The following is a 17,972-nucleotide window of genomic DNA, read 5'->3' as shown; positions in this document are numbered from 1 at the left end:
ATAAAGTTATAAATACCCCTATTTACAAAACGATACGTTCAGTATATATTAATCTCATCCGAATAAGCAAACGGACCGTTCAGTAATTAGCATTTTTTTTTCATAACTGACAAAGGGTGATGACTATGATGCAATCGAATGTTCATGATTCCAACAGCATTTCAAAAGGCATGATGTTTCTTCTAGCCGCGGCATGCGGTCTTATTGCTGCCAACCTCTATTACTCACAAACACTTGTTGGCCCCATCAGCTCGGATTTGGACCTTCCTTCCGGAATCGCGGGGCTTATAGTAACCATTACGCAAATTGGTTATGTCGCTGGCTTACTATTCATCGTGCCTTTGAGTGATATGCTAGAGAATCGCCGACTTATCGTTTCCCTGCTCGTTTTTATAGTGCTCGCCTTACTTATTGCTGCCTTTTCCAAAGGGTCACTTCTGTTCATGACCGCAGCTCTGATGATTGGGCTAAGTTCTGTTGTCGCGCAGATTCTTGTGCCCTTCGCCGCTTATTTATCAACCGAAGAGCAGCGTGGCAGCGTGGTCGGCAATGTGATGAGCGGGCTCTTGCTCGGCATCATGTTGGCGCGTCCGATTGCAAGCTTAATCGCTGGCGTGTGGGGGTGGCAAGCGATCTTTGCCATATCGGCTGGAATCATGGTACTGTTGGGGCTTTTGCTGCTTCGTCGGTTGCCTGAACGGCGGCCGGGGAAAGGTCTAACCTATGGACAACTGGTGGCTTCTCTACTCCGATTATTCAAACAAACACCTTTACTCCGACGTCGTGCCTTCTATCAGGCTAGCCTATTCGGCGCATTCAGCTTATTCTGGACGACAGTTCCATTGCGGTTAGCGGACGAATACGGGATGTCTCAGCAGGGGATAGCGTTGTTTGCCTTAGTAGGTGTTGCCGGAGCTATTGCAGCTCCAATCGCAGGAAGGTTGGCTGATAAAAACTGGACCCGAGCGCTTACGCTCAGTGCCATAACAATGGCTGTTCTATCTTTCATTATGCTTGCACTTGTTCACAGTAAATCCAATGTTTCACTCATCTTACTTGCCCTTGCAGCGATTACATTAGATATGGCTGTTTCTGGCAATCTCGTTGTCGGACAACGGGCGATCTATTCACTGGGGAATGAAACGAGAGGGCGGCTCAACGGCCTTTTCATGGCCATCTTCTTTATCGGGGGAGCCGTAGGATCGTTCGTAGGTGGCCTAACCTATGCGCATGGGGGTTGGGTGATAACCGCTTGGATCGGTGCCTTGCTTCCTTTCCTTGCACTGTTATACTTTTTCACTGAATCCAAAGCTACTGCTTAAAGTACCGGACAAACTCAACTACTAAGAAGAAGGCATATGGACTGCAGCAATTGCATTCCATATGCCTTCTTATGCCTTCTTATGCCTTCTTCTAATATTGAATATATTATAATTTCGGCTAAAAAAGGGCAAACATACCGAAGTTAAGTTTGACATAAACTTACTATTCGCATATTATATGAGCATATAATCATATGTTAATGAAAGAAGGGTTCACGATGAGTGAATATCGAGTGAACGGCCTCTCTTGCGGTAATTGTGCAATGGGACTGGAACAGCAGATAAAAATGCTGGAATACGGTGAGTCTGCAACACTTAGTTATAATTCCGGTAAGTTAAAACTTGATCCCCGCGTCTCTTTAACAGCTGTAGAACGAATTCTTAAATCAGACAATGCTTTTATTGATCGTACTCATGAGCATCATAATCAGCATACACATGAGCATAGGGATCATGATCATAAGCATAATCACTCTCATGATCATGGCGATGGACACTCACACAGTCATGATCACGGCAGTTCTAACAAATTAATGAAGCTGCTTATTGTATCCTTTGTTATTTATGTCGCGGCATTTATCTTTAACAATCAATTAAACGATGCTGAGCAGATTGGCATGTATGTTATTGCTATCGTATTAAGCGGATACTCCACTTTTATCAAAGGGCTTAAAAACTTATTCGCTCTACGTTTTAATATTGATACGCTAATGACGATTGCCCTTATTGGTGCTGTTTCCATAGGTGAATGGAAAGAAGCCACACTGGTCGCCATTCTCTTTGGGCTGAACGAACTGCTTGAGGGGCTTGGTATGGAAAAAGCTCGCCGATCTATGGAGACGCTGCTCAAAGTAGCACCCAAAGAAGCCATTCTATTGGAAAATGGCATTGAATCCGTTGTTCCTATTTCAACCTTAAAAGTTGGAGACTTGGTAGTTGTAAAACCAGGAGAGAAAATTCCGTCCGACGGTACGGTAAGAGAAGGAAAAAGCTCGGTCAATGAAGCCGCTATTACAGGCGAATCTTTACCCGTTGAAAAGGCTAGTGGAGAACCCGTCTTCGGCGGGAGTATTAATAACGAAGGCGTTCTTCATATCCGGATTGAGAAGGCATATAAGGATTCCTCATTGGCCAAAATCTTGCACCTTGTTGAAGAAGCACAAGAGACCAAAACACCTACCGAATTGTTCATTAATAAGTTTGCCAAATACTATACCCCCATTATTATGGCGATTTCAGCCCTTGTTATCTTAATTCCGCCACTTCTACTTGGTGGCGACTGGAGTAAATGGGTTTATCAAGGTCTAGCGGTGTTAATTGTGGGTTGCCCATGTGCGCTTATCCTATCTTCTCCAATCGCCATCGTCTCCGGGATTACCCGAAATGCGCGCAACGGTATTTTGATTAAAGGCGGCGTGTTTTTGGAGCAGCTTGGCAAAATTGATACGCTCGCTTTTGATAAAACGGGCACTTTAACAAAGGGTGAACCACATGTCGAAAAGACCATAGTGTTTGATGAAGATCAATTCCTTATGGTCGCAGGATCTATAGAAAAATCATCTTCCCATCCTCTAGCTAAAGCAATCATGAAGAAAATTAACGAAAGCGCAATTGATGTGCCAGCACCGGATGAAATCCAAACTGTTTCTGGCCGCGGCATCGTGGCGCTCGTACAAGGAAAGCGATATTGGCTCGGCAATGAAAAAAGTATGGAGCATATTGAAATTCCTAAGGATATTCAACAACAAATTAACGATTTGAAGGAACAAGGGTTAACACTCGTAGTCGTTGCTGACAATCAACAAGTTCTCGGCATGTTCGGCATAAGTGATGAGATCCGAGAAGAAAGCAAGTCTGTTATTGAAGCCCTGCATCGTGCTGGCATAAAACGTACGGTAATGTTAACTGGTGATCATCAAAAGACAGCTGAAAAAGTAGCCAATATTGTTGGCGTGACTTCCTACTTCGGCGGACTTCTCCCTGAAGACAAAGTAAATAAAATTAAAGAGCTAGCTAAAAACGGTCGTGTCGCGATGATTGGCGATGGTATTAACGATGCCCCTGCCCTGGCGTCCGCTCAACTAGGCATAGCGATGGGAAAAGGAACCGATAGCGCTATTGAAACTGCGGATATCGTGCTCATGCAGGATCATTTAGGGAAACTTCCTGAAGCCGTCTCTATTTCTAAAAGGGTTAATTCCGTCATTCGATTTAACATCATCGTTGCTCTTGGATTAAAACTTATTGCCTTGTTACTCACAATTCCAGGATTGCTTACCTTATGGATTGCCATCTTATCTGATATGGGCGCTACGATCTTTGTTACGCTGGTCAGTTTAACCGTATTGATACAGAAGAAATCATGAAAAAAGCGGGGATTGTTTATACAATCTCCGCTTTTTTTATCTTGAAATTGCCTTTAATTGTGTTTCATGTGTTGCAGCATCTGTAAGAAAATTTGCTCGATATGTTCATCATCTAATGAGTAATAGACTGTTTTCCCTACTTTACGACGTTTAACAATTCTAAGATTACGTAAATATCTCAACTGATGAGAAATAGCAGACTGACCCATTTCTAGGACCTGAACAATATCGTGAACACATAGCTCTCTATTTAACAAAGTGTGAATGATCTTCAACCTTGTGGGATCCCCAAGTGCCTTGAATACCTCAGCTACCCCTGTAGCAGTTTGCTCCGATATCAGTTGTTCTTTCAATACATCAATATTTGAAGTCCCATTACAAGTATCCTCACAAAGATCTTGAACAGGTTTTGGCATGATTTCTTCCATAATCGCTCTCACTTTCTGATCATAACATTTACTCTTATTATAACAGAAAATAAGGGGACGGGTTTGAAGTGGCTCTATATCTACTAAAAGACGAACTGTTCTGTCGGGGACTGGAGACCTGCGGTGCTTACCACAATACCCGCTTCAAACATCGCTTTAACATAATGTGTCCAGCTTGCAACATATGCCTCCTTGTGAATCGGATCGATCCGTTTGGCGAAATCTTCCATCGATTCATACAACTTTATTTCAGTCTAGCACTTTATACAAATATCATGTTACCAAAGTTGTAAAACTTTGTTCAAACCGTATTCACACATTATGTGAAAATAATCACATACATAGCGTAAGATAGCCTTATAAAGCGAAAGCAATTTATTAACCGGTAGGTGATGCAACTTGGACCGCTCTCGAAAACATGAAAAACGATTGATGTACCTTATGTTCGGCGTTGCTTTTATCATGTTACTGTCTTTTATCCGCAAGTTTTTTTGAATATTAGAAATTACAAGGAGATGAGCCCATGCCTACCTACGATTCTGTCTTTTATAGTCGTTTACTCACCGAGACTACGTTGGCCTTTCATATCATTTTCGCTACAATCGGTGTTGGTGTTCCCGTCATGATTATGTTGGCCGAGCTAGCTGGCATTAAACGTAAAGACCCTTATTATTCCCTTTTAGCTAGAAGATGGGCCCGCGGATTCGTTATCACTGTGGCTATAGGCGTTGTTACGGGGACGGCTATTGGTCTTCAACTTAGCTTATTATGGCCTAAATTTATGGAGATTGCTGGGCAAGCCATTGCGCTCCCCCTATTTCTAGAAACGTTCGCCTTCTTCATCGAAGCTATCTTCTTAGGCATCTATTTATACACATGGGAACGATTAAAACCTATGCATCATCTCTTACTTCTCGTGCCTGTTGTCATCGGCTCCTCTGCTTCAGCATTTTTCATTACCACCGTAAATGCCTTCATGAATACACCTCAAGGATTTACGCTCAAAGATGGCCTAATTACGAATGTGCAACCAATACTAGCCATGTTTAATCCTTCTATGCCTACTAAAGTGGCACATGTTCTTTCCTCATCCTATATGACCAGCGCATTCATCTTGGCTGCGATAGCTGCCTACTCCCTTCTTAAGAAAAAGGGAGACACCTTGTACGCTAAAAAAGCTTTAAAATTAACCGTCACAGCTGGACTCGTGTTCTCTATCACTACAGCATTGATTGGAGATTTATCAGCTAAGTTTCTAGCACAAAATCAGCCCGAAAAGCTAGCTGCAGCCGAGTGGCATTTTGAAACAACAACGAATGCTCCACTCATTCTAGGCGGTATTCTGACTGATAATAATGAGATTAAATATGCGCTAAAAATTCCATATGCTCTTAGTATTTTGGCAGGTGGAACTCCTGGATCTGAAGTAAAAGGTTTGAACGATATTCCGGAAGATCTTCGCCCTCCGTTATATGTGCATTATTTCTTTGATGCCATGGTCGCTATCGGTATGTTTGCGATTGTTGTTGGCCTTATTCATATGTGGTATTCACGGAAAAAATCCCGTAAACCCTATCCTAAATGGCTCTTATGGCTGATCGTTGTATCCGGTCCGCTTTCCATGCTAGGTATTCAATGCGGGTGGTTTTACGCAGAGGTTGGTCGTCAACCATGGATTTTACGAGGCTATATGAAGGTTGCAGATGCCGCTACAACAGCACAAAACGTCGATAAGATGTTACTTCTGTTCTGTTTACTTTATCTTGTTCTTGCCTTAACCGCAGTGAAAGTACTATCGAATCTTTTCAAAAAGAACGATGGGGCAGATGAACTGATGGCACTCGGCATTTTCGCGGGGAGGACAAAAGAATGAGTCTTGAACTAATCGGGATTACCGTACTTTGGATTTTTCTATATGGCTATGTCATTGTGGCATCGATTGATTTTGGTGCAGGTTTCTTCAGCTACTATTCCGTTATCACGATGAAAAAGCATATCATTCATAAAATCATTGATCGATATTTGTCACCCGTCTGGGAAGTAACAAACGTTTTCTTAGTTTTCTTCTACATTGGTATGGTAGGCTTCTTCCCTGAAACAGCACGTTATTATGGCACTGCGTTACTTATCCCAGGTAGTATTGCGATCGTTTTGCTCGCCGTACGCGGGGCTTACTATGCTTTCAGTAATTATGGATCCAAAGATAACAAATGGTACATGCTCCTCTACGGTGCAACTGGTTTGCTTATTCCTGCAACCCTTTCTACGGTTTTGACCATTTCAGAAGGTGGCATCATCACCGAACAGAACAACTTCATTTCTCTAGATTGGCAAAAGTTATTTGGGAGCTTCTATACGTGGTCCGTTGTATTGCTTTCACTGGTTAGTGTCCTTTATATTTCAGCCATGTTCCTTTCCTTTTATGCCTTCAGAGCCAAGGATCTTCCTGCTTTTAAAATATTAAGAGGCTATGCTCTCTTTTGGAGCTGTCCTACTATTATTGCAAGTATCCTTGTTTTTTTCACGATCAACCAGCAAAATCCAGATCATTTTCAAAATATGCTTAACCTAGGTTGGATGTTTGGAGTCTCTCTTCTCTGCTTTATTATTGCAGTCTATTTCCTATGGAAGCAGATCAAACTTGGTATAGCGTTCATCTTCGTTCTTTTGCAGTTTGCCTTTGCTTTCTTCGGCTATGGTAGGGCTCATTTACCCTACATCCTATATCCTTATATCACCATTCACGAAAACTTTACGAATCAAACAATGGGAACAGCGTTGGTCATTGCTTTTATCGCAGGGATTGTTATTCTACTACCATCTCTATACTTACTGATGCGTCTCTTCCTTTTTGACGCTGATTATGTTCAAGGTAAACTTATCAAGAAGGGAGATTAATTTCATGGAAACCATTCTAATTCAATCTGCTCCAATGTTTGTTCTCTTTTCACTCGTATTCATGGTTCTTTGGGTAATTAGGGCAAGTGATGTGACAGAATAATCACACCTAAACTCTGCATTTAACCGGCTCATAATGGACATGAACGTCAATCACTTCTGAAGATTTCTTTAATTCATTCTCTACATTCGTTGCAATCTCATGTGCTTCATGAAATTCCAGTTCCCCTTTAATCGACAAAACAACATCAACAACTGTATTACTGCCATAATTCCTTGCCCGGAGCTCCTTAACAAGCTCAACGCCATCAACCATTTGAACCGTATCTTTATAAGCTTGTAAGGCTTTTTCATCATACCCATCAGACAAGTGATGGGAAGCTTCACAGAAGATGTCCCATGCAGTCTTGCAAATCATTAATCCAACAACTATCGCTGTCACAGGGTCCAGCCATGACAATTGAAACTGTGAACCCATGATTCCGATCACCGTACCCATACCGACTAATACATCTGATAAATTATCTTTAGCGGCCGCCATTACGGCTTGACTATTTATCTTTTTGGCAAGATTCCTATTGTACCGATATACGAAAAACATAATAATTGCGCAGAATAGACCTGTCCAAACAGAAATTAGATCTGGAGACTGCTCATTCGTTCTGAAGACAGACATGACTGCCGTAAATAAAACTTCTAAACCAACCGCCATCATTATGAAAGAGGCAATTAATGAGGCTATCGTCTCTGATTTCCAGTGACCATAGGGATGATCCTCATCCGCTGGTCTTTGAGCTAACCTCAATCCTATTAGCACAGCAATGGAAGCCACGATATCCGTTGCGTTGTTTAGACCATCAGCACTTAAAGCTTCTGATCCTGATAAGTTTCCTATTATTAGTTTAAGTAGAGAAAGACATATATAAGCAATAATGCTGACAATTGCTCCGCGTTCACCCATTTTTAAATTTTCAAATCTCTGGTGCATCGGGTCAGACACCATAAGACCACATCTCCAATCAAAGTTTTCTAAATATCACTACACTTTTTTCCTTTATTAACAAGATGCTGCCCGTTTACTTCAATGGAACAAGGGACAGCCGCCTGTCGCGGCGATCTGACCCTTGTTTATGCACTATCGTTCCTCATTAATTAAGCGTCTTTTGAAGCATACAAAGTGTTTGCAACTCTCACTAAATCTCCATATTCTACTTTCAATTCTTCAAATGCTTTCAGTACTTTAGCAGGAATATCAACGTGTGCAATATAATTTTTTCCGTTAGGCCCATATCCATTAGTATCATCTAATAATCTTGGAATTTCCCCCATCAATAAAGAGATATATCTTTCTATGTCCCACATACCCCAAATATCTGTCGGTTCAATTACCAATTTTTCGCTTTTCACTTCAACTCTAACCTTGTACGCGGCAAAATTTATTACTTCAACTTTTGAATCTAGGAGATATTTACGAAAACCAGCATCCATCCTACATTGCATTGTTGCGTCCTGGACAATAACAATGTTGTTAGGGAAGAGATTATTTTGTTTTATAACATCTAGCGCGTAAGTAATGTTATTTCCACAATTCGTTGAATTACGCTCGATCAAAATGTTGCCAATTCCATACTTTCGTTTTATATATTCACTCATAATATCCGCTTCCATTTTTTCCATAGTTTCTATTTCAGGAATATTAGTATGAATTGCTCGACGTAAACTCTCTGTTGTATGTCCCTCCCCACCAACAATCATAAAGTTTTTGGCAATATTATTTGAAACGGCTTGACCTACTACATCACAGCCGTAAGCTACACTGGCACCAAATAAAATAAGCAGATCCGTTTGTGTAATTTGATATTTCCCCTCTAAAGCATTACTCGTTAAAGTATCTATATCCCGTTTCCCAAGAAAGTCACTTAATACATTTAAATTGTCCGCAATTTTATATAGATCCATTTTAACGACCTCCATAAATAAAATTCTTTCGCAGCTCTATATTAACATTTTGTTCAAGTATTCTGTCCGTTTATAGTGTAAAATTGATCCGGCGTGAACGTGAATTCGTTTGCCCTCCGTAACTGGCATCATTCAACTCTATATTCAAATTACTATCCGTTAACGAAAACGTTTAGTCTAATCATACTTATAGCTTGATTTTCAAATACCTCATGCATCATCTTATAGCGAAATTCCAGCAACAATACTCCAACGCAGCTGTACAGACGCAATAGGGCCCGGGACCATGAACCATGTCCCGAGCCCTTTTTGCTATCCCTCTATTGCAGCCGCTCCAGCAACGCATTGTCGAATCGCGCCTGCGCATTCGTCGCCCTGAACCCGAAGCCGCCACGCGGCAGCGTCGTGTCGTAAGCGCTCAGCTCAAGCGTCCCATTCACGTAAAGCTTCAGCACACCGCCCTCTACGGTGGCCTTCAGCGTGTAGTACGTGCCGGTGGAGATCGTGTACGTCTTCTCCGCAAGCACGGTCGACGCCGAGATGGCCTGCAGGCCGCTCAGCACCTTCTCGATGCGCAGCTTCGTGCCGCTGCCGCTGTTGTACAGAAGGAAGCGGTAACCGTCGTTGATGCCGAGCGAGCGGGCGACAAGTCCGGCGCTGGCCGGCGTCGCGCCCCAGGCGACGACCTTCACCTTCGCCTGTCCGCTGTAGGCGTACAAGTCGTTCTGCTGCCGCGTCCGCACCTCCGAGTGACCTAAGCTGAGCGAGTCGGTATACAGCTCGGAGTTGTCGATCGACCAAGGCCCGCGGTGGATTTCCCAGTCGTCTCCGATAATCTCCGTCACTTTGACATTGTCGAAGTACACATCGCGTCGATGCGTGCTCAGTCCGACATACCCTTCGGTAATGTCCCTATCGATCGCCGTCAAATAGAGGGTCCCGTCGACGTACAGCTTGAGCGTATTGCCGCTAATCGTGCCCTTCAGCTTGTACGTAGTTCCGGTCGCCATCGTGAACGGCGTGGTCGCGAGCACCGTAGTCGTGCCGGCAAATACCTTCTCAATTCGCAACGAAGCGGTCCCACTCAGCACGTAATAGCGGAATGTGTACGTATTGAGCTCATCCTGGTACCGGGCCATCAGATGGACCCCGTTCGTGGCGGTCGTAGACGACACCGTCGTCACGTCCGCCTCCACGAGCACGTCCGTCCACTTAGACGTCGTGACCGTCTTGGCGTTCACGCTGGCGTCGTCCGTCTGGCGATATACTTTGCCCGCGCCTTGCGTCACGACGCTCCATGTCTCGTTTATTGGCTGCCAGCCGGTCGCCGAACCGTTCTCGAAGTTATGCAGCTCGTTCGTCAGCGGATCGTCTCCGATGATCTCCGCTACCTTGACATTGTCGAAGTACGCATCACGTCGGTGCGTGCTCAGTCCGACATACCCTTCGGTAATGTCCGTATCGGTCGCAGTTAATAAGAGTGTCCCATCGACGTACAACTTGAGCGTATTGCCGTGGATCGTGCCCTTCAGCTTATACGTAGTGCTGTTGTTCATTGTGAACGGCGTGGTTGCGAGTACCGTAGTCGTACCGGCCACTATCTTCTCGATCCGCAACGATGCGGTCCCGCTCAGCACGTAATAGTTGAACTTGTACGTATTGAGCGCGTCCTGGTACCGGGCCATCAATTGGACCCCATTCGTAGCGGTCGTGGACGACACCGTCGTCACGTCCGCCTCCACGAGCACGTCCGTCCACTCGGACGTCGTAACCGTCTTGGTGCTCACGCTGGCGTCGTCCGTCTGGCGGTACACTTTGCCCGCGCCTTGGGTCACGACGCTCCATGTTCCGTTAACCGGCTGCCAGCCGGTCACCGATCCGCTCTCGAAGTTATAGAACTCGTCCGTCAAATCGTTCGTCGGCGGATCCTCGTCGAAGCTATCCGCCAACACCGTCGAAGCCGTGCTCGCCCCGGCCGCCGCTACGGTGATGAAATTCCCCGCCTTCGTGAATGCAATGCCGGACCCATTGAATGTCACGGACGTCGCCGCAGGCGCGTAAATCGTAACCGCATACGCAAGCTTTTCACTGCTGGCCAGCTGCAGTGTCGTGCCGCTATACTTCACTGACAAGTTCTGAACCTTTCCAGTTGTCGAGAAGAGATTCGTTGCTCCGTCCGTCAACAGGCTGCCTTCATTAATTGCAAACTGGCTCAGCGCGCCGCCCGACGTTTTTTCGATATAGGCCAACTCGCCGTTGTAGCCATACGTTCCGAAGCTGCGGGTCGGGTGCGTCGTCTCGTGCGACAGATAGTAGGTGCCCACATTCCCATTGTTTCCGGAATCGAGATTGATCGTCAGCGAAGTAGCGGTGTATGGATTGACTCCCGCCATCGAGAGGCGTGACACCGTCACATTGTGGTTTTGCCCGGTATCCTCAGGGAAAATCACCGTGTCGTAGGAGGTGCTGCCCGACGCTGATTTGGTGTAGGCCAAGTATTGGGCTGCCGAATAGGCGGCTTTAGTGTCCGAATAATACCCGTTCCGAACCGCTGCCGTAATGGAAGTCGGATCGGCCGGCACGATCTTCACGTTAGGCTCCCCGGCGAACTGCGTCGTCGCCGCCTTCGTAGTCCCGTTCAGGCTGAGCGTATTCGGGCGGAAGTGCCACAGCTGCTCGTACGTGTTCGCCCCCGACCCGCCCGTCATCACGTCGGAAACGATCCAGTAGTTCGGCTTGACGAAGAATACTTTGCGGTTTTGGCTGATCGGCGCGTAATCGTCGTGTTGGCCGTCGTAGAAGTCGAAGCCGTCGTTCGTGATCCATTTGTTCAGTTGGCGGCTCCCCCTCAGGCTTTGCGTGGTGTTGTTCACCTCGACCGTGTTGTGGGCTTCCGTGGTGTCCCTCAGCCACTCCCCCACCGTGCTCGGCATATCGTAAGTGTAAACGCCCGGGTCGGCGATCAGCCGCTTGCCGTAAGCGTACATAACGAGGCTCAGGTCGTCCGGATGGCTGTGGGAACCTCCGTAATCCGTATCTCCATTCTCGATGAACATATACTTGTCGTTGTCGCTCCAGCCCGTTCGCATGATCGCGGAGCTATTCGGATAGACGACGGATGTATGATCCGGCACTGTCCCACTAGCACGATCAGAAGCGATGTATTCAAAATCTGACCGACCGTAAATCGTCGCATAATCGTCCAAGACTTTGTGGGGAGCGAAGTTCTTTTCAGAGGAATCCCCGATCATCGGCCCTTCCTCTAGGTTCGGAAAAAGCGCGTCCATCGTAAATTCGGCGCTCCGCTCGAGCAGCTCTTTGGAGTCCTTCAGCACGTCGGAATAGCCGTTTAGCTGCCCCAATTGCTGAATCGTATTAGCCAGCTGCAGGGCATACAGATGGTAGTTCTCCGTAGGCTCATAGTTCATGCCGTCACCCTTGATGTTTTTCTTGATGTACTTGCTCATCGCGCCTTCACCGCGCATCCGCCAGTTTTCCGCATCCTTGAACTCGGGAAAGTAGACACCGGTGACGTACATCGAGCGGGCGATACTTGCGTACCAGTTGTTGCCTACTGTCGATTCGATGTTCGTATACGCATAGTCGGCCATTTGCCAGATGTGCTTCAGGTATGCCGCATTGCCGTTCGAATCAATAGAAGGACTATTCCGGAACACCGAGTAGGCCATGTTCCAGCTGGCCAGACGCTTCGCCATGTCCAGAAAAACTTCTGAAGCGATGTTCGTATTGCCTTTGTCAGTAATAAACTCCAGGGCGAATTTCATCCATGTATCGGAATACAAGATCCGCTTCGGGTCGCCAGGAGAAAGCGCATTGTACCCGGGAGCGAGAATGGAGTACATCAGGAATTCATTCACTCTGTTGTTGAACGAGCCGTCCGACCAGGAACCGCCTGTCCATGTCTCATCCCACTGGATGCCGCCGGATCCGCTGAAGTTCTTGGTCTCTCCGATAATCGTGAAAATGTAGTTGACCAAATCGTCCGGGCTGGATTCCATCGGGCCTCCGGAAGGAGTCGTACCGACCGTGAAATAGACGGGGGCGGTGCGATTTTGAAAATAGCTTAGCAGGTTTGTCTTGGCGGCCGTGTAGTTGGAAGCGGCAACGTTTGCCTTTACAGTCTCCAGACCAGGATAATCGAGATTGATTTTGGAAAAAAAGATTGCGTCAGTCATGTTGCTGGGGTCAGAATAGGCTCTTGCTGTTTGAGGATGAAAGAGCAATACAGTAAGTGCAGCGAGAAGGGCGAATAACAGCAGTAATGTTGGCTTGAATGCCTGTAGGCGAGGTGCCTGGTCCATTTAGAATACCCTCTTTCTCTCAGTGGGTGAAATTAGATTTATATTATTATATAGGTTATATAGTAATATATTGGGAATTAAAAGCGCTTTCAATTATCCCGATAAAATAACGCCATCGGAAATCAGGTCATAACCAGTACTATATTTTTCTGATCCATATTCGGTATTTCATCCCCTGTTCATATAGTGAAGCTCAGTAATTATAACCCCCTGACTTTTATTTTTTTTGCAGGAAATTTGTGATTTTACAAGCAGTGTAGGCGAGGGCGCGTGGTCCATTAGAATACTTTGGCATTAGAATGGGTGCATCTGGACGGCGAGCATGATCTGTGATGTCGGCTTAGATGTTGGCGATTTATTAGCGACCGGACTATCACCTCCTTTATCCGAATACTCAAGCACTGCTGCGCCATCTCTCCTTACTGCACACCTACCCTCTAACTATTTTTTCTGCTTTCCCTATAAACGCTCGGAGTCACACCCTCATATTTCTTGAACAGCCGAATGAATGTACTAATACTATAGAACCCGGCAAGATCGCATATATCCTTGATTAAGATTTCGTCATTCTGTAGCAACTCAATTGCTTTATTCACGCGAAACTTATTAATGTAGTCCGTAAATGTTTCCCCGACCTGTTCCTTAAAGTAACGAGATAAATAAGAAGGATGCATATCAAACTCATCCGAAATCGTAGTAATGCTTAGGTTATGATCCCGGAACTCGCGATTAATAAATTCAAGCATGTTCTCCTTGAGGAGGAAATTACGACTTCTCTTTTTGGCATGAACATGATCGCATACTTTTCCTAGAAACACGATCATCCGATCCTTCATTGCCGTAACTGTAACACCATTCATCAACTCTTCAACTGCCTTCATATTATCCATGTAAAGTTCAGTCTGATCCAAATTCACTTCAAAGGCAGCCTTCATCATCGTGCTGATGATATCGAACATTAGACAACGCACCATGTCAATGGACAAGCCTTTATCGGTAAGATTATGCGTTATGACCTCATCCAGTATCTTCTTGGCGTGCTCGAAATCACCAGCTTTTACATGATTGATCAATTGCTGTTCATTCTCAAGAGAATAGACATACGAACGATTGAAGCTCTGGATCTGATCATAAAATATGACGGTTTGGGTACCATACACCATTTTGTATTCCATGGCATCTAAAGCTTCCTGGTATGCGGTCGGCAATTCGGATAAGGTTCTGCGAACCGTGCTCACAGATACAGTAAAGAATATATGGAATCTACCACCAATGAACCGCTGAGCCTCTTCCGTGATACGGGTTAGTTCTAGTTTCGCTTCCTCAGGAGACACATCCACATCCAAATTAATTATACAAGCAAGCATTTCATCAATTTCAGTCATCCAACCCTGGTACTTCTGTCCGACCATCTCCTCAACGATGTTGGAAAGTATGAGATGAACTAACTCTCGCTTCTTCTCTGCATCGGTATCGTCCTTGCGAAAGATTCCACTAAAGTCCTCCAAGTAGAAAAGCAGCACGACGAAATGATCGGATCGTGGCTTCATGCCATAGTCCGCCATAGCCTCAAGAACCGGAAAGTCCTGCCCCATACGTCCCTTCAGAATTCGAACGAGCAAATTAGAGCGCAGCACAGTTTTCTGTTTCTCGATCATCCGATTCATCTGGTTGTTGATGTCCATCGTATTTTCAATCGCTTCTTCTAAAAAATCGTATTCATTGACGGTAACACCGTGGTTTAGTCTAGAGTGCGCTGCAACAGATCGTACAAGTTGTTGTAACGGATAATAGTTGTGTCTCGCTACCAAAATGGCAAGGATGGCTCCAACTGCGATGGCTATAAACAATGTTATTACGGTTAGGTTGCGTACATATTCAGCTTTTTGGCTATATAACTTCGAAGGAAGAACGTACACATATTTCCAAGTTGTGCTTTTGGACTGGATGTAGGAGATAATTACATCCTCGCCGTCCCATTGACGTTGAATGGTACCGCTTTCACCAATCATGCCATCAAACATGTTTGACATTGGTTTGGTTTGTTCAGATGTAGCAAGCAGTTGATCTGCGCCGTTTAGAATATAAACCTTCCCTTGATTATAGGATTGAACATTTTTTATGGCAGCTATCAAGCTCTGACTATTCAATTCAATCACTAGGGTAGCAAGATGACCACTTCTGTCTTCAAAAGGCAAAGTTTGAACGAACAAGACTCCTTCGGTTTTCTGTCCATGATCGGTTTGCATGGAGAAAAACTGACCACGATACGTCTGATCAAGAAAGCGCCTCCATTCCTCATAGGACAACCCTGAGCTCGCTTGCACTGTATTGTAAAAAATCTCCGGTTCATAGTAGGCGGACTCTGTTAGTACGAAATTGCTATTGTGGAAGTACAAATAAAAGCGATTGGAGTATCGGTTAGAGCTGTTGTACACCTTGAAATCAGCTAATGCATTCACAATCTCTATCCGATCTTCTGGACCGATTGCACCTTGTGTTCGCATAAGCTGACGAACCTTGGAATTAATGGAGATGACTTCACTTAAGCGATAGGCATACTCAATTTGATTGTCAATATCTTGTTGGAACTGTGATAGAAGGGATTTGTTTGCACGATTGATCTCTTCTTCAATTACATGCCTGGTCTGAAAATAAGTAACAAGCATGATCGCAATCGGTATGAATAGTACGATTGCATACGATCGTATCCATCTTGATATGACGCTATTTTTTTTCAGACCAAACACTGCAATCACACTCCGCCGCCATAATTGTTTTTACATAGCTGTCATCCTTTGATTGATCCTATCATAACACCTCTTACAAAGTACCTTTGTAAAAAAGGATAAATGAACAGGATTGGCAACGTTGCCACCATAATGGTAGCATATTTAATACTTTCTCCGACAGTTTCGATTTCGCCTGCCGACGATTGACTAGTCATGTATTCCGTACTGTTTTGAATCAGAATCTCTCGAAGTATAAGCTGGAGAGGGAACATGTCGCGATCTCTCAGATACAGCATGGAAGAGAACCAGGCATTCCAATGTTGAACCCCGTAGAACAAGGTCATAACTGCTAGTACAGGAAGGGATAAAGGGAGAACAAGTCGCACAAGAATGGTGAGATCATTTGCTCCGTCCATCTTCGCTGATTCGAATAAACTCTCAGGAATGGCAGCAAATGATGTTCGAAGTATAATTAAATTCCATGTTGAGATGGCTCCTGGGATAATTAGAGCAAACAAACTATTGCCCAAATGCATCCAATTATTCACAAGCAAATAGGAAGGTATCATTCCTCCAGAGAAAAACATAGTAAAAACAATAAGCATCATAAGCGTCTTCGTCCCTGGAACCCCTTTGCGGGATAGCACATACGCCCCCAAACATGTCAAAAATAAGTTAATTGATGTGCCTACTGTTACAACAAAAAGCGTATTCCCATAACCGCGAAGGATATTTGGATTCTGGAATACAAGCTTATAGGCCTTCCATGTAAATCCTTCCGGCCACAATAAGAATCCTGTGTGTGTCATGAGCAGTCTGGAATCGCTGAGCGAAGACATGATCACATATATAAAAGGATACAAGGTAATGAGGATCATCACACTCATGAATAAAATGTTAAACCATTGGAATGCGATTTCACCATTTCCTCTTCGTATCGTATTTAGATTCACTTACAACTCCCCCTCTCACCATAAGCTGCTTTCGCCTAATCTTCGACTAATCTTGTTGGCTGTGATGAGCAGCATAAAATTCAATACGGACTGAAACAATCCTACGGCTGTAGCGTAGCTAAATTCGAATGATGTGCCAAGTCCTTTACGATAGACGAAAGTACTAATGACGTCAGCGGTTTCATAGGTGTTGGGATTATACAAGAGAATGACTTTCTCGAATCCCACATCGAGCATGTGCCCTATTTTTAGGATGAAAAGGATAATTATGATTGGCGCGATGCCAGGCAACGTAATATTTAGAGTCTGTCTCCATTTCCCTGCTCCGTCAACCCGAGATGCCTCATACAATTCTGGATTAATCCCAGTGATAGCAGCCAAATAGATAATGGACCCCCACCCAACACTTTGCCAAATATCGGAAGCTATATAGATCACTCTAAAAAATTCGGGATGCGATAGCAACGAAGTCCGATCCATACCGAACCAAACAAGGATATCCATCATGACGCCTTCTCTTGCTACGAACTGATTGATCATTCCGCAAATGACAACAAGGGATATGAAATGAGGAAGATAGGTAATCGTTTGCACCGCTTTCCTAAAAAAGCGTCCTCCTATTTCATTGATTAATAGCGCAAAAAGGATTGGCGCCGGGAAGGTGAATACAAGCGAATAAAAATTCAGCAGCAGGGTGTTCTTTAGAAGCCTCCAAAAATAAAAGCTCTCGAAAAAAGTCGCGAAATGCTGAAATCCTACCCAGGGACTGCCAAGAAACCCTTCCGCAATTCGGTAATCCTTAAAGGCGATAATGGCTCCATACATGGGTACATAGTGAAACAAGACATAATAAACAACAACGGGTAAGATCATGAAATATAAATATTTATGCTTGTAATAAACCTGCAGCACGTTTCTCATGGTGCACGCTCCTATCTGTCTCATTAAGGAGTTCAGGCAGAGTACCGCAGCAATTTGTGTGCTCTGCCTGA

General features: G+C 44.6%; 13 protein-coding genes. 5 read left to right on the top strand and 8 right to left on the bottom strand.

Features of this window, described 5'->3' with window-relative positions; translation table 11 throughout:
* The first annotated feature begins 125 nt into the window (after positions 1-125).
* On the top strand, positions 126-1,322 hold the full coding sequence (locus tag ASG89_RS15985; RefSeq protein WP_057311699.1) for an MFS transporter: 1,197 nt from the start codon (positions 126-128) through the stop codon (positions 1,320-1,322).
* A gap of 218 nt (positions 1,323-1,540) precedes the next feature.
* Complete coding sequence (locus ASG89_RS15980) at positions 1,541-3,688, top strand: heavy metal translocating P-type ATPase (protein ID WP_057311770.1); 2,148 nt, start codon at positions 1,541-1,543, stop codon at positions 3,686-3,688.
* A 53-nt stretch (positions 3,689-3,741) separates the two neighbouring features.
* Here ASG89_RS15980 and ASG89_RS15975 read toward each other — a convergent pair whose 3' ends face one another.
* A complete protein-coding gene (locus tag ASG89_RS15975; RefSeq protein ID WP_057311769.1) occupies positions 3,742-4,104 on the bottom strand; it encodes an ArsR/SmtB family transcription factor in 363 nt (120 codons plus the stop codon).
* Positions 4,105-4,199: 95 nt separating this feature from the next.
* Positions 4,200-4,358 carry a hypothetical protein gene (locus tag ASG89_RS36435; protein WP_157276677.1) on the bottom strand — a complete coding sequence of 53 codons (159 nt, stop codon included), beginning with the start codon at positions 4,356-4,358 and terminating at the stop codon, positions 4,200-4,202.
* A 281-nt stretch (positions 4,359-4,639) separates the two neighbouring features.
* On the opposite strand from ASG89_RS36435, the gene ASG89_RS15970 reads away from it, so the two are divergent.
* From ASG89_RS15970 to ASG89_RS38660, 3 genes are read left to right on the top strand one after another with little or no spacing between them, the layout of a single operon-like run.
* Positions 4,640-5,989 carry a cytochrome ubiquinol oxidase subunit I gene (locus tag ASG89_RS15970; protein ID WP_057311698.1) on the top strand — a complete coding sequence of 450 codons (1,350 nt, stop codon included), beginning with the start codon at positions 4,640-4,642 and terminating at the stop codon, positions 5,987-5,989.
* Positions 5,986-7,014 (top strand): cytochrome d ubiquinol oxidase subunit II, encoded by a 1,029-nt coding sequence (locus ASG89_RS15965; protein WP_057311697.1) that lies wholly within the window; start codon positions 5,986-5,988, stop codon positions 7,012-7,014. Before ASG89_RS15970 ends, ASG89_RS15965 begins: the two co-directional genes overlap by 4 nt.
* A gap of 4 nt (positions 7,015-7,018) precedes the next feature.
* Positions 7,019-7,117 (top strand): cytochrome bd oxidase small subunit CydS, encoded by a 99-nt coding sequence (locus tag ASG89_RS38660; protein WP_414813271.1) that lies wholly within the window; start codon positions 7,019-7,021, stop codon positions 7,115-7,117.
* A 6-nt stretch (positions 7,118-7,123) separates the two neighbouring features.
* On the opposite strand, the gene ASG89_RS15960 is transcribed toward ASG89_RS38660, so the two are convergent.
* From ASG89_RS15960 to ASG89_RS15935, 6 genes are all read right to left on the bottom strand, one after another.
* Positions 7,124-8,017, bottom strand: a complete 894-nt coding sequence (locus tag ASG89_RS15960) for a cation diffusion facilitator family transporter (RefSeq protein ID WP_235549786.1) — start codon at positions 8,015-8,017, stop codon at positions 7,124-7,126.
* A 149-nt stretch (positions 8,018-8,166) separates the two neighbouring features.
* Positions 8,167-8,973, bottom strand: a complete 807-nt coding sequence (locus ASG89_RS15955) for an ElyC/SanA/YdcF family protein (RefSeq protein ID WP_057311696.1) — start codon at positions 8,971-8,973, stop codon at positions 8,167-8,169.
* Positions 8,974-9,293: 320 nt separating this feature from the next.
* Positions 9,294-13,295 (bottom strand): alginate lyase family protein, encoded by a 4,002-nt coding sequence (locus tag ASG89_RS15950; protein ID WP_057311695.1) that lies wholly within the window; start codon positions 13,293-13,295, stop codon positions 9,294-9,296.
* Positions 13,296-13,732: 437 nt separating this feature from the next.
* Positions 13,733-16,045 (bottom strand): helix-turn-helix domain-containing protein, encoded by a 2,313-nt coding sequence (locus tag ASG89_RS15945; RefSeq protein WP_157276676.1) that lies wholly within the window; start codon positions 16,043-16,045, stop codon positions 13,733-13,735.
* 41 nt (positions 16,046-16,086) lie between these two features.
* Complete coding sequence (locus ASG89_RS15940) at positions 16,087-16,914, bottom strand: carbohydrate ABC transporter permease (protein WP_082593323.1); 828 nt, start codon at positions 16,912-16,914, stop codon at positions 16,087-16,089.
* 81 nt (positions 16,915-16,995) lie between these two features.
* Positions 16,996-17,901, bottom strand: coding sequence for an ABC transporter permease (locus ASG89_RS15935; RefSeq protein ID WP_057311692.1), 906 nt, complete (start codon positions 17,899-17,901; stop codon positions 16,996-16,998).
* Positions 17,902-17,972 lie beyond the last annotated feature (71 nt).

It is taken from the genome of Paenibacillus sp. Soil766 (assembly GCF_001428105.1).
GTDB lineage: Bacteria > Bacillota > Bacilli > Paenibacillales > NBRC-103111 > Paenibacillus_E.
The sequence above is the reverse complement of the archived record's forward strand: the minus strand, read 5'-3'. Positions and strand labels throughout refer to the sequence as shown.

Bases quoted from the DNA above. Each gene is read 5' to 3' on its own strand.
- ASG89_RS15985 (WP_057311699.1), top strand. From the start codon at position 126: ATGATGCAATCGAATGTTCATGATTCCAACAGCATTTCAAAAGGCATG.
- ASG89_RS15980 (WP_057311770.1), top strand. From the start codon at position 1,541: ATGAGTGAATATCGAGTGAACGGCCTCTCTTGCGGTAATTGTGCAATG.
- ASG89_RS15975 (WP_057311769.1), bottom strand. From the start codon at position 4,104: ATGCCAAAACCTGTTCAAGATCTTTGTGAGGATACTTGTAATGGGACT.
- ASG89_RS15970 (WP_057311698.1), top strand. From the start codon at position 4,640: ATGCCTACCTACGATTCTGTCTTTTATAGTCGTTTACTCACCGAGACT.
- ASG89_RS15965 (WP_057311697.1), top strand. From the start codon at position 5,986: ATGAGTCTTGAACTAATCGGGATTACCGTACTTTGGATTTTTCTATAT.
- ASG89_RS38660 (WP_414813271.1), top strand. From the start codon at position 7,019: ATGGAAACCATTCTAATTCAATCTGCTCCAATGTTTGTTCTCTTTTCA.
- ASG89_RS15960 (WP_235549786.1), bottom strand. From the start codon at position 8,017: ATGGTGTCTGACCCGATGCACCAGAGATTTGAAAATTTAAAAATGGGT.
- ASG89_RS15955 (WP_057311696.1), bottom strand. From the start codon at position 8,973: ATGGATCTATATAAAATTGCGGACAATTTAAATGTATTAAGTGACTTT.
- ASG89_RS15950 (WP_057311695.1), bottom strand. From the start codon at position 13,295: ATGGACCAGGCACCTCGCCTACAGGCATTCAAGCCAACATTACTGCTG.
- ASG89_RS15940 (WP_082593323.1), bottom strand. From the start codon at position 16,914: ATGAGTGTGATGATCCTCATTACCTTGTATCCTTTTATATATGTGATC.
- ASG89_RS15935 (WP_057311692.1), bottom strand. From the start codon at position 17,901: ATGAGAAACGTGCTGCAGGTTTATTACAAGCATAAATATTTATATTTC.